Origin of the sequence: Enterococcus sp. 9E7_DIV0242 (assembly GCF_002140975.2) — a bacterium.
GTDB classification, from domain to species: Bacteria; Bacillota; Bacilli; order Lactobacillales; family Enterococcaceae; genus Enterococcus_L; species Enterococcus_L clewellii.
This window is the reverse complement of record NZ_CP147247.1, coordinates 2,820,084-2,832,782: the sequence shown is the minus strand read 5'-3', so window position 1 is coordinate 2,832,782 and position 12,699 is coordinate 2,820,084. Positions and strand designations below refer to the sequence as shown.

Here is a 12,699-nt window from a genome sequence, read left to right as displayed (position 1 = left end):
GGAGTTAAAAAAGTTTCTTAGAGTATAAAACAATTATAAATTATTTTGTACATTTTGTAAAACAATATGCATTTATTCTTATCAAAACTTTTTTATCCCTCTCCTATATTGTTATTGATTTGCTGTATCCTCGTCTACAGCAGCATCATTTTGTGGCTCTGCCGAAGGACCACTTGAATAGTAAATTGTAATAGTTGCTCCTTTTTTCGATCTCGTGCCTGCGGTCGGATTGGTTCGGATAACAGTATCTTTTGTCTTGTCTGACGTTTCTATTTGCTCCACAACCACAAAGCCCTTTTTCTCTAGCTCTGATTTCGCCGTCTGCCTAGTCATTTCAGCCACATTCGGAACTTCAATCGTATTTGCACCCTTGCTCACGGTCAACGTAACTTTATCATTAGGGCTTACAGCAGTATTCGCCGGACTTTGAGAGATAACAACATCTTTCTCTACTGTGTCACTTTCCTGTTCCTTCTTGCTGATATTGCTTTCACTGATACCGGCAGAAACAAGAGCATTGACTGCTTCATCATAGCTATACCCTGTGTAATTACCAATACTGATTTTGTCCGAGCCTTTGCTTACAGTCAGCGTGATCGTATCATTGACTGGATCAAATGAAGTACCTGCACCTGGATTTTGCGAAATAACCAGACCCGTGGCAACAGAGTCACTTGCCTCTTCAGCATACTTGATATTTCCTTCATTGACACCCAATGCAACAAGAGCTGCAACAGCATTATCGTAGCCATAGCCGACATAATTATCCAACGTGACATTTTCCGGCCCCATGCTGACAGTCAATGTTACCTGGTCATTTTTAGGATCGACCTCTGAACCGCTCTCCGGTGTCTGACTGATAATTTTATCCGCAGCGACCTCTAAGTTATGCTCTTTCTCGATTTTGATATTACTTTCAGGAAAACCGAGCTTCTTCATTTCCTCAATAGCATCTTTATAACTATCACCGGAATAATCATTGATTTTAATTTTTTTATTTCCTGTACTGATATAGAGAACGATTGTTTTCCCCTCTTTTACATCAGTTTGTGCTTCCGGGTCTGTTTTAGAAACCTTGCCTGCTTCGATTTCGTCATCCGGAAGCTCTTTTACTTCCTTCGCGACTTCCAGCTTGGCATCTTGCAGCATCTGACGTGCTTCTTGTTCCGTTTTTCCACGAACATCTGGAACAGCAACTTCCTTTTTCGGAGAGCCGGCGAAGTAAAGTGCCACACCAATAATCAAAGCCAGGATCAACCCAATAATGATAAAGATCAGTCGTTTTCGATTTTTCTTCTTCGGTTTCTTATCCTTAGTTTCTTCCGGCTCTTCTTCAGTAGCCAGGTCTTCTTCTTTCGGTCCATCCATCTCTGCAAACGCCTCAGGCATCGGTGTGTCTTCGGTCAATGGGGTCAATACTCTTGTCTCTCCCATTAATGCAGTTGGCTCCCATTTGGGCTCATTCAGACGATCCGGCGAAAGGACCGTATAAAGATCCTCAGACATTTCTTCTGCTGATTTGTAACGATCTGCCGGATCCTTTGCTGTAGCGTGCAACACGATATTCTCCAAAGACTGAGGAATATTTGAATTGAAAGCACGTACTGACGGGATTTCTTCTTGAAAATGTTTTAGCGCAATTGTTACGGCCGACTCGCCGTCAAAAGGCACATTTCCTGTCAGCATCTCATACAGAATAACTCCGACTGCATAAAGATCCGACTGGTTGGTTGCCATACTTCCTCTCGCTTGTTCCGGAGAAAGATAGTGAACAGAGCCCAACATCGTATTAGTTTGAGTAATCGATGTTTCAGATAATGCAATAGCAATCCCGAAATCCGTGATTTTTACCACACCATTTTCATCAATTAATATATTTTGCGGCTTCAGGTCACGGTGAATAATTCGATGCGCATGCGCCAAGGCTACAGCTGAAAGAATTTGCTCCATGATATCAACAACCGTTGCATACATAATTGGATAATGTGTTTGGATATAACGCTTTAGGTCCATCCCTTTCACGTATTCCATAACCAAATATTGCAATCCATCTTCTTCACCAACATCATAAACACTGACAATATTCGGATGAACTAGCTCAGACGCTGCCAATGCTTCTCTTTGAAAACGTCGAATAGCAGCTTGATCATTTTGAAAGTCAAAGCGCAGTACCTTAACTGCTACATCTCGATCCAAAATCAAATCACGTGCAAGGAAAACATTGGCCATACCCCCACTGCCTATGTTGCCAAGGATCTGATAGCGACCATTTAATTTTCTGCCGATCTCTATCATCGGTCCTCCTCCTCATCTTTATCAAAATGTATAATCAATGCAGTGATATTATCAACGCCACCTGCTTCATTTGCCAAAGAGATCAACGTCTCTACCTTTTGTTCAATCGTATCATCAGACAAAAGCACAGCCAAAATGGCCTCTTCAGAAACCATATTCGTCAACCCGTCTGAACACAGTAAAATATAATCATCATCAACTCTTAAATGACTGGCAACATCAACTTCCACAGTATTCGGCATTCCCAAAGAACGAGTCAGTACATTCTTACGTGGATGATTCGCAGCCATTTCTTGAGTGATTTCTCCAGACTTCACCAGCTCATTTACCAACGAGTGATCTTCGGTCAGCTGAATCAGCTGTTTATTCCGCACTAAATACGCGCGACTATCGCCGATGTTCGCCAAAACATAAGACTCATTCAGCAAGACAGCACTGACGATGGTTGTTCCCATACCGGCATACTCCGGAACAGATTGTCCTTTTTCATAAATCACTTCGTTTTCTGACTGAATTGCTTGTATCAGCCATTGCGCAGCTTTATCAGCAGACACGATATCACTGTTTGTCCACCGCTCACCAATATGATTCACAGCCATCTGACTTGCGATATCACCGGCAAGATGTCCACCCATACCGTCTGCCAGGATAGCTAATGATATCCCCACTTTATTTTTGAATACTCCTGCATAGTCTTGGTTCGTATTTCTTTTACGCCCAACATCTGTTTGAAAATTGATTTCCACTTGTTTCACCTCATTTAAGAAACTTTCTGCATGCAGCAAATAAAGAATCCGTCTGTTAAGAATTGATGCGGATAGATTGTCAGCATCTGCTCTTCAATCGACGAATCAAGAATCTCATTGACCGCTACATCGATTTTTTTGAATTCAGGATGTTTTGCCAGAAAAGCCGCAACAACCTCCTGATTCTCTTCTTTTGTGATTGTACATGTGCTATAGACCATTATACCCCATTGTTTCAGCGTTTGTGCAGTACTTTCAAGGATTTCCAACTGAATTTTCGGTAATTGGTCAAAATCTTTTGCAGATTTATGGTATTTAATATCCGGTTTTCGTCTCATTAATCCTAATCCTGAACAAGGAGCATCGACTAACACACGATCGAAGCTATCCGGAGAAAAATTGTCTTTCGCTGCTCGTGCGTCCATTTTTTCTGCAGCAACCACGGCTTCAACACGCAGTCTCGTCGCATTTTCCTCGATCAGTTTTACCTTGTGCTGATGGATATCTAAGGCTGTAACTAAGCCTCCTGCTGCTTCATCCAAAAATGTCGCAATGTGGGTCGTTTTTCCGCCCGGTGCTGCACAGGCATCTAAAACCTTGTGCTGTTTCTCGATCTGCATTGCCGGAGCAACGAGCATCGAACTCTCATCCTGAACCGTAATGCGTCCCTCTTTGAATAATGTACTGCCTGCAATAAATCCTTTTTTAGCAATCACACCATAAGGCGAAATACGACTTGCTTCCGCTTCGATTTCTTCATCGGCTAATTGTTCGATTGCTTCGGAACGATTGACATAACGAGCATCTACTCGCGCACTCGCATGACTCCGCTCAAACAATGACAGACCTAGTTTCTGCGTTTCAACCATCCCGATTTGGTCAACTAATTTTTGCGTCAGCCACAACGGCATACTGATTTCTACTGACAATCGTTCTAACGGATCTTTGATTGCATCAAGGGAAGGAACTCCTTCTCTTTGAATGCTCCTTAATACACCATTAACAAATTTGCTTGCACCGATATTTCCTCTTTGCTTTGCGATTTCCACGGCTTCATTGATGATGGCATGGTCAGGAATTTTATCTAAATAAAGGGATTGATAGAGGGATAAAATCAATAAATTTTTGACCCAGCTATCCACCTTTTGCGGCTTCTTGATAAAAGGCGTCAAAAAATACTCTAACAACAACTTTCTGCTGACCGTTCCATAAACTAATTCTGTAAACAATCGGCTGTCTTGATCCGATAAGTTCGATTTTTCAATCATCTCACTCAATAGTAGATTCGAATACGCGCCACCCTTATCAATTCGCTCAATCGTCTGCATCGCCGTATAGCGCACAGACTTTCTGATTCTTGCTGATACTCGTTTTCCCATGCTAGCCCACCTTATCTGCTTCCTGTACTGCTTGACCGGAACCATTTAGAAATTCCTGTACAGCCAGTCGGCCTTTACCGGAAGGCTGCAAGCTTTTCACAGAAAGAACAGTTCCTTCACCACAGGCAATCCACAATTCCTTTTTTGTACGCTTGATGATCGTCCCAGGCTGCGCATCGGTTACTTCATCAATAGGTTCTGTTTCCCAAATTTTCCAGTTTGTCCCTTGATAGGTCGTAAAGGCTGTCGGCCACGGACGCATCCCTCTGACCTGACAGTCGATTTGTTCCGCTGTTTTCTGCCAATTGATTTGTTCCTGTTCTCGACTAATGTTAGGAGAAAAAGTCACTTTGTCTTCATCTTGAGGGGTAGGCTTCAGCTCACCGGATAGAATAGCCGGCAATGTGTCTAGCAACAATTCTTTTCCAACCACACTCAGCTTGTCAAACATCGTTCCTACATCATCTTTTGTTGTAATCGGAATGCTGCGTTGCGAGAAAATACCCCCAGCGTCCATTTTCTTAATCATTTCCATAATCGTTACGCCGGCTTCTTTCTCGCCGTTGATGATTGCATAATGCACAGGTGCACCACCACGATATTTCGGTAATAAAGATGCATGAACATTGACTGCGCCCATTTTTGGTGCTTGCAACAAACGTTCCGGTAAGAATTGCCCAAAGGCTGCTGTCACAATAAGGTCAGGCGCCAACGCAATGACTTTTTCCATCCCCTCTGATCCGGATATTTTTTCCGGCTGTAAAACTAGTAATCCATGTCTCACTGCTGCTTCCTTTACCGGAGGAGCTGTAAGCACTCTTTTTCTTCCGACCGGACGATCTGGTTGCGTCACCACAGCTTGTATATCATAGCCAGCTTCGATTAATCCGTCCAACACTGGAACAGAAAATGCTGGCGTTCCCATAAAAACAATCTTAGTCATTTAGCTTTCCCTCCATATATGAGTCTAAGTCTTCTGGTGCAATCTCCTCAAGCATTTTATCAATAAATAATTCTCCATTTAAATGATCGATTTCATGCTGAAATGCACGAGCCAAATAACCATAGGCGGTTACTTCAATCTCTTCGCCTTCTCGATCAAAATAGCGAACCGTTACTTCATCCGCTCTTTTCACTGTTCCAAATTTGTTCGGGATACTAAGGCAGCCCTCAACATCAATGTCTGTTCCTTTTTTTTCAATGATTTCAGGATTGATCAACTCGAAAAGACCTGTCTCCTCATCTATCTCAACAACTGCTAGCTGCAAGTTCTTGCCTATTTGAGGTGCAGCAATACCGATGCCATCGTGGGCAGTCATTGTTTCATACATATCGTCCAGCAAACGGACGATCTCGTCTGTAATCAACGTGACCTCTTTCGCTTTGACAGTCAACTTATCATCAGGGTAAAGCACAATTGGATAACGCATGTAAAACTCCTTTATTAGTTAATGTGAGAACTGCCCAAGTCATTGACCAGTTCTTTTATTTTGGTGGTCCGATATCCAAGCGATCTAGGCTTAATGCTTTGTGACGAGGATCGCAATACAATAAGAACCGTAGGCACAATTTTTTTCTAATAGTTCCTTCAACAGAATAATGGTACTTCTTTATTGTTTAGTGTTAGAACTACTCAAGTCATTGACTAGTTCTTTTATTTTGGTGGTCCGATATCCAAGCGATCTAGGCTTAATGCTTTGTGGCGAGGATCGCAGTGCAATGAGAACCGTAGGCACAATTTTTTTCTAATAGTTCCTTCATCAGAATACTAGAAGACCATTCGACCTCTGTGCTTCTCAAATTATAGTACCAAGAATTTTTGCATTCTTATTTTCTATTCTATTTGAATCAAATGAAATTCATCGGTTCTGCATCGATCGATACTTTTAGCCCTTTCGCTGTGGCTGCTTGGGTATCCGATAAGATTTTCTTCAACAGGCTTTGCAGCTGTGGTTCTTGTTTATATTTGATGATCATTTGATAGTAATACCGATTTTTGATCCGCATGATTGCATTGGGTGTCGGCCCTAATAAAATACTTTGGTCAGACAATCCCTGTTGCAGCTCCTTCATGATCACAAACATCTGTTTCGCAGCCACGTTTTCTTCAGGATGGCTGGCAGTTATTTGAACGGTAAAATAAAATGGTGGATAATCTCCTCGATGCCGTATCTGCATTTCTTTCTGGTAAAATGCTTCGTATTGTTGCCCTTTCGCCAGCTGTATCGCATAGTGCTCTGGATTAAAGGATTGAATCACGACCTCGCCTGGTTTTTCAGCTCGGCCGGCTCGCCCACTGACTTGGGTCAACAGTTGAAATGTGCGCTCACTGGAACGAAAATCTGGCAAATTCAATGCCGTGTCCGCATTCAACACACCTACCAATGTTACGTTAGGAAAATCTAACCCTTTTGCAATCATCTGTGTACCCAAAAGAATATCGGCTTCTTGATTCTCAAATGCAGACAAGATTCGTTCATGCGCACCCTTACGACGTGTCGTATCAACGTCCATCCGTAATACTCTGCTTTCAGGAAATAGCGTCTTCAACTCTTCCTCTACTTTTTGAGTCCCTGTGCCGTAATAACGAATTTTGTCACTATTACAATTGGGACAACGGTGAGGAATTCCTTCTTCATGTCCACAGTAGTGACATTTCATTGTTTTGGTATCCATATGAAGCGTTAGTGAGATATCACAGTTTGGACAAGGCAATACATACCCGCAATCTCGACACATTACAAAAGAAGAATACCCTCTACGGTTCAGTAGCAGAACACTTTGTTCTTTACGAGCCATTCGCTCAATCAGCTTTTCTTGAAGAGTCGTAGAAAAGGTCGAAGCATTTTTACGTTGAACCTCTTCACGCATATCAACTACATCAATCTGTGGAAGCGATGCTGCGCTGTTTGCTCGCTGAGTTAACAACAAATGTTGGTAGACCTTTTTCTGCGCTCGTGCTCTGGACTCTAGCGACGGTGTCGCACTTCCTAGAACAACAGGACAACCATGATAGCTGCCACGCCAAATCGCTAGATCTCTCGAATGATAACGTGGCGTCTCTTCCTGCTTATAACTCGCTTCATGCTCCTCGTCAATGATGATGACGCCCAAATTATCTAACGGAGCAAATATCGCTGAACGCGCACCGACGACCACTTGAGCTTCGCCGCGCTCGATCTTGCGCCACTCATCATATTTTTCACCATGAGATAAGCCACTGTGCAACACAGCGACCTGATCCCCAAAACGGCTTTTAAACCGTTGCACCATCTGCGGTGTCAGAGAAATTTCAGGAACGAGCATAATGGCTGTTTTCTTCTGCCGTAGTCCTTCTGCAATGGCCTGCAGATACACTTCTGTCTTTCCACTTCCTGTGATTCCTTCAAGAAGGTAGGTGTCTGGAGACCTTGTTTCCATCGAGTGAAGAATACTGCTGACTGCTGTTTGTTGCTCATCATTCAAGGCAAAAGGAACTGTTTTTTCAAAATGTTGATTTGCAAATGGGTCTCTATATGTCTCTTTCTCTATGTAGCACAACCAACCCTTTTTCTCAGCATCATTAAGAACTGCTGTACTAAAACCTTTTTCCTTCATTTCCTTCACAGAAGCCTGCTGCTCCACCCCTAGCACTTGAAGAACATGTAACAACTCCCCTTTCTTTTTCGAGCCTTTGCGTAACGCCTCTTTTTCTTCTTCCAATCGCTCAAAAGCCAGTGCAGGTTGGATGTACCGAGTCACCTTTACCTTGTTCTTCGTCTGAACCTCGTAACGGATATCGACTTTATGCTGTGCTCGCAGCTTCATCAACTGAGGAAGAAGGTCCCGTGCTTCAGCTTCCTCCCAGGAAATCTCATCAAGTCCGGAAAATAATTCGTCTTGAAGTGCCTCCTCTATCTCATCTGTCAGAAAAATATACTTATGGTAAGCGGCACGCATCACACTTGGCAACATCGTCTGTAAACATGTAATTTTAAAGGCAAAGGTCTTTTCTTTCATATAATCAGCCAGTGCCAGCATTTCCTCATTTAATACAGGCTTTAAATCCAACACTGAAACAATTTCTTTCCATTCATACTCAGCAGCTTCAAGTCCTTGCTGATCCAATTGATCGATCGCTGTGATAAAACCTTGAACACGACGGCCTGACTTACCAAAAGGCACCTCCACTCGCATCCCAACAGCAATTTGATCCGTTAATATAGAAGGAATCAAATATGTAAACGGCTGATCTGTCTGCATTGCCGGTACATCTACGATCACTTGTGCAACTTTTTTCATATCGATCCTTCATCCTTTCTTGGTTATGTACTGAAAATCTCTTTGCTTATTGTACTAAAGAATCCCGCGTTTGTCTTGTTCACAAAGTTGTGACAGCGATTTTCCACGTGCTGAGAATCGAAGCATGCACCTGTAACCACCTCATTAGAGGATCGCTAGACACTGCCTTGTTTTAGTTCCCACTAACTCTCCATCATCTTTTTCCTTCCTTACTCGCTAAAAAAGAGAATGGAGCTGCCATCGAACTGACTTCTGCCCCACTCTCTTCTATCAATTACAGTTTGCTTTCTTCGCGAATACGATCTTCAAGCTCTTTTTTTTCCTGATCCTTGATCATGCGTTGTTCTTCTTTCGCCATACGCAGACGCTCACGCTTTTCCTCAGGGTTTGGATCATTGATAACTAATGCCGCATCAATTTCCTCCAATGCCTGTCCTACGCTTTTTACAGATTCAAAACCTTCCAGCATTGGCTGTGCGCCAGCTTCTAATTCATGTGCGCGTTTACTCGCCAGGATAACCAATGAGTATTTTGATGGTACTTCTTTTAATAATGAGTCAATAGATGGTTTTAGCATCATAAGGCTACATCTCCTTCAACATTTTAATATATTTTCCAATCACGCGATCTACACGAAAGTGTTCACTTGTTATGATTTTTTTGATTCGATCAACAGCTAGAGGAACTTCATCGTTCACCACAGCATAATCATAAAGAGCCATCATCTCGATTTCTTCTCTTGCGACCTGCATCCGCTTATCGATGACAGCCATATCATCTGTTCCTCGATTAACAATGCGGGATTTTAATTCTGAAAGGTCTGGTGGCGTCAAAAAGATAAACACCCCATCGGGCACTTTGTCTTTGACTTGCTGTGCGCCTTGCACCTCGATCTCCAGAAAAACATCTTTGCCTTCATCCAAGGTTTGATTTACATAAGACAGCGGTGTGCCATAGTAATTGCCTACATATTCCGCGTACTCCAACATTTCTCCTGCTTCGATCATTGCTTCAAATTCTTCCCGTGTTCGGAAATAGTAATCTACACCCTCTATTTCACCTTCGCGCTTTGCTCGAGTGGTCATAGAAACAGAATATTGAAAATCGTGCTCTTCACTTTCGAAAATCGCTTTTCGAACCGTGCCTTTACCAACGCCAGAAGGACCTGACAATACTATTAGTAATCCGCGATCTGCCATGATGACTTCCTTTCAATTATATAACTCCTGTTAAATAAGATTCAGATTCTTACTAAAAATCAGTTAACAGGGTTTACATAGCTCTCTTTATCATTATTTCTATAATGCACTTTTTTTCAGCAATTTTCAAGACTTTATCATTAAGCTTTTCTAAGAAAATGCCCTGTTTCAAAAAATAAGAGCTATCTATGTGCTTTTTGCCTATTCTACTTTCATTCCAACTGAAAGTAAAGCATCTCAATAAAAGAAAGAAGTCCGGGTTCAACTAATCACTTCTTTATCAGAAGAGTGATCAATTGAAAAGAACGTGCTAAACAAGTCAATCCAATTCCTGTTGATCTTCTCCACTAAGCTTCTGTTGAACAGTCGCAAGTATTGTTTCCATTTTTGATGGAAGCAAATAGTTCACACCAATTGCCACCCCCATACCAATGAAGCTATCGACTACTCGATTCAACGCATAAACATAGGACGAATCTTCCGGAATCATAAAAACGATCGTCAAAAGCGTTGCTGTTGCCCCAACGATCCCCTCTTGAAACCTGAATCTTACTAATACTGTAATCATCGCAACAATAACCAATGGCACGGCAATCAGCTGTACTATACCTGAGTCCCCAAACAGCTCAAACAAAAAAATCACCAAAACCGAGGTAAGCGCACCAATCGAATTACCCGCGACTCGATGTTTCCCAAAGGTCAGCGTATTGACCATGTCTTCTCTCAATGTAAAAACAGCCGTAATCGCTGAAACGACATACGTTTCCCGACGAAGTAGTAAGCTGATTAAAATACAAAGAAACACACTGATCCCTGTCTTTATTGTTCTAAGTCCAATTTTAAATCCAAACATTCTTCACTTCTCCTAAAATAGCATCAACTCTATTCTAGCACATAAAAAGCCTGTAGCTGACTATTCTTCGGAAATTAACAAGGATAGGGACGTAAAACAAATAGCTATCACACAGAAAACAGCGATCATTTTTCTTTGACCGCTGTTCTCTATCAGTTATTCCACTTTATTTCGAATCATTTTGGGGTAATCATAGGCTTTTACAAGAAATTGCTTATGTGCCGGAAATGCAGTCAACCCATAATACGTTTCATAATACTTCAATGTTGGTGAATCAAATTCTGCATGCCATGGTTTAACATGACCGGAATAGTGGATAATACTAGGCTCTCTACGCGTTTCCTCATATTCCTTTTCACCTTCAGGTAACGGATGCTTCTTCGAACCTTCCATAATATAGCTTTGAGCGTTCCATCTAGGGTGAAGCTGCAGCCATTGTTCACATAATACTGCATTTAACGCATCCTGGTCATGAAACCTCAGTTTTTCAGGATGATTTTCAATGAAATTCAGCACTCTGAACGTAATCTCCTTTTTTAACCACGCTTCTACATTTATCAACATAAAACCAGAATTGAAATACAGTGCCGACTCTACTGGAAGCTTCATTTTTTCCAAACGATGATGGAAGCCGGCATCTTCAACTGCAGCCAATAAGTAATCTGATAAATCAAGCGCCCATAGATTCGCAATATCAGCAACTGCTACCATGTCACAATCCAAATAAAGAATAGTTCCTATTCCTTTACCTCGAAACAGTTCAGGCGCAACAATACGAAAATAAGCTGTACGCGGAATCCGATCACTCTCTACAACATGAGAAAATTTACTCATATCTACACTAAGGAAAGTCACTTCAGCATTGTAGCTATTCATACTTTGTATGAGTAGCTGTTTATTTTTTTCATTGATATTATCTTCAATAATATAGAAAGAAAAGCGACTCATAGGTTCCTCTGTATTCTCCAGAATAGATACGAATAACGTCGTTAGGTGTGGAACAAAAGCGTCGTTGCTACAAGATACGATCGTAATTTTTTCTTCATTCATTAGATGCCACTTCCTCTCTCGTTTTTTTGAAAATCGTCTCGGCTAACTTTTCCATATATAACTGTTGGTACGGGTGTCCTTTCAGCGTGTTCCACGGTTTATCATGCCCAGTGAAATGAATAATGGACGGTGCCGCAATCCCATCTTTATACAGCTGCTCATATTCATTGGTAGGTGCCGGATGTCGTTCAAAAATCAAAGACGTCTGCATATTCCACTTAGGATGAAGCGGTGCCCATTGTTCATACAGTACCGCATTCAGTGCGTCCTGATCATGGTATAGAATTCGATCCCCATGCTCTGTGAGAAAATTCAACGTCTTCTCTGTTATGTTCTGTTCACGCCATTTTTCCAAGTCAACAACCATTACTCCTGAATTGAAATAATAATCAGTGGAGTGAATCCCCAGTCGATCTAAAGCTTTCGTTTGACCGGGATCGATCACTGCACCAATTACCTTGTTATGCAATGGGCTATCATATAGTTCTCTGATATCGTCAAGAACCAAGGTATCTGCATCAATGTAGAGGATCTTTTTGTATGAATATTCCTTAAGCAGACTGGGTAAGGATATCCTAAAGTAAGCCGTTGTCGTGATATGATCACTGACTAAAAAATCTTCATAAAGCTGACTGTTAACGGGAATAAACTCAATGGTCGCCTGATTCGAATGGATATTTACCGTCTGTCTCAGATAGTTTTTACTTTTCCGTGAGATTTGGTCATCTAATATGTAAAAATCGATTTCGGTATTTGGAGAGGTATTCTCCAATATAGAAGTGATCATTACACATAAAAACGGTGCGTAATGTTCATCAGAAGCACTTACAACAGGTATTTTTTCCATTTGCATAAATGATCTCCCCTTTCTTTCCTTAAGATTTAGATTAAAACTA

Annotated in this window: 11 protein-coding genes; all 11 read right to left on the bottom strand. The window is 41.6% G+C overall.

Translation table 11 applies throughout. The features are described from left to right. Positions 1-111 precede the first annotated feature (111 nt). Positions 112-2,295, bottom strand: a complete 2,184-nt coding sequence (gene pknB / locus A5888_RS13525; protein ID WP_086348564.1) for a Stk1 family PASTA domain-containing Ser/Thr kinase — start codon at positions 2,293-2,295, stop codon at positions 112-114. After that, on the bottom strand, positions 2,292-3,041 hold the full coding sequence (locus A5888_RS13520) for a Stp1/IreP family PP2C-type Ser/Thr phosphatase (RefSeq protein WP_086348563.1): 750 nt from the start codon (positions 3,039-3,041) through the stop codon (positions 2,292-2,294). The genes pknB and A5888_RS13520 overlap by 4 nt, the downstream gene beginning before the upstream one ends. A 14-nt stretch (positions 3,042-3,055) precedes the next feature. Then, the gene (gene rsmB, locus A5888_RS13515; protein WP_086348562.1) at positions 3,056-4,420 is read right to left on the bottom strand and encodes a 16S rRNA (cytosine(967)-C(5))-methyltransferase RsmB; all 1,365 of its coding nucleotides are present in this window, start codon (positions 4,418-4,420) and stop codon (positions 3,056-3,058) included. A gap of 1 nt (position 4,421) precedes the next feature. Further along, positions 4,422-5,363 carry a methionyl-tRNA formyltransferase gene (gene fmt, locus A5888_RS13510; protein ID WP_086348561.1) on the bottom strand — a complete coding sequence of 314 codons (942 nt, stop codon included), beginning with the start codon at positions 5,361-5,363 and terminating at the stop codon, positions 4,422-4,424. Next, positions 5,356-5,850, bottom strand: a complete 495-nt coding sequence (gene def / locus A5888_RS13505; RefSeq protein WP_086348560.1) for a peptide deformylase — start codon at positions 5,848-5,850, stop codon at positions 5,356-5,358. Before def ends, fmt begins: the two co-directional genes overlap by 8 nt. Positions 5,851-6,268: 418 nt before the next feature. Beyond that, positions 6,269-8,701, bottom strand: coding sequence for a primosomal protein N' (gene priA, locus A5888_RS13500; protein ID WP_086348559.1), 2,433 nt, complete (start codon positions 8,699-8,701; stop codon positions 6,269-6,271). Positions 8,702-8,975: 274 nt separating this feature from the next. Next, on the bottom strand, positions 8,976-9,281 hold the full coding sequence (rpoZ, locus tag A5888_RS13495) for a DNA-directed RNA polymerase subunit omega (protein ID WP_086348558.1): 306 nt from the start codon (positions 9,279-9,281) through the stop codon (positions 8,976-8,978). Between the two features lie 4 nt (positions 9,282-9,285). Further along, on the bottom strand, positions 9,286-9,900 hold the full coding sequence (gmk, locus tag A5888_RS13490; protein WP_086348557.1) for a guanylate kinase: 615 nt from the start codon (positions 9,898-9,900) through the stop codon (positions 9,286-9,288). Positions 9,901-10,219: 319 nt separating this feature from the next. Beyond that, positions 10,220-10,753, bottom strand: coding sequence for an FUSC family protein (locus A5888_RS13485; protein ID WP_086348555.1), 534 nt, complete (start codon positions 10,751-10,753; stop codon positions 10,220-10,222). A gap of 156 nt (positions 10,754-10,909) precedes the next feature. Next, positions 10,910-11,803 (bottom strand): glycosyltransferase family 8 protein, encoded by an 894-nt coding sequence (locus A5888_RS13480; protein ID WP_086348554.1) that lies wholly within the window; start codon positions 11,801-11,803, stop codon positions 10,910-10,912. Continuing rightward, positions 11,796-12,650 (bottom strand): glycosyltransferase family 8 protein, encoded by an 855-nt coding sequence (locus tag A5888_RS13475; protein ID WP_170924757.1) that lies wholly within the window; start codon positions 12,648-12,650, stop codon positions 11,796-11,798. Before A5888_RS13475 ends, A5888_RS13480 begins: the two co-directional genes overlap by 8 nt. Positions 12,651-12,699 lie beyond the last annotated feature (49 nt).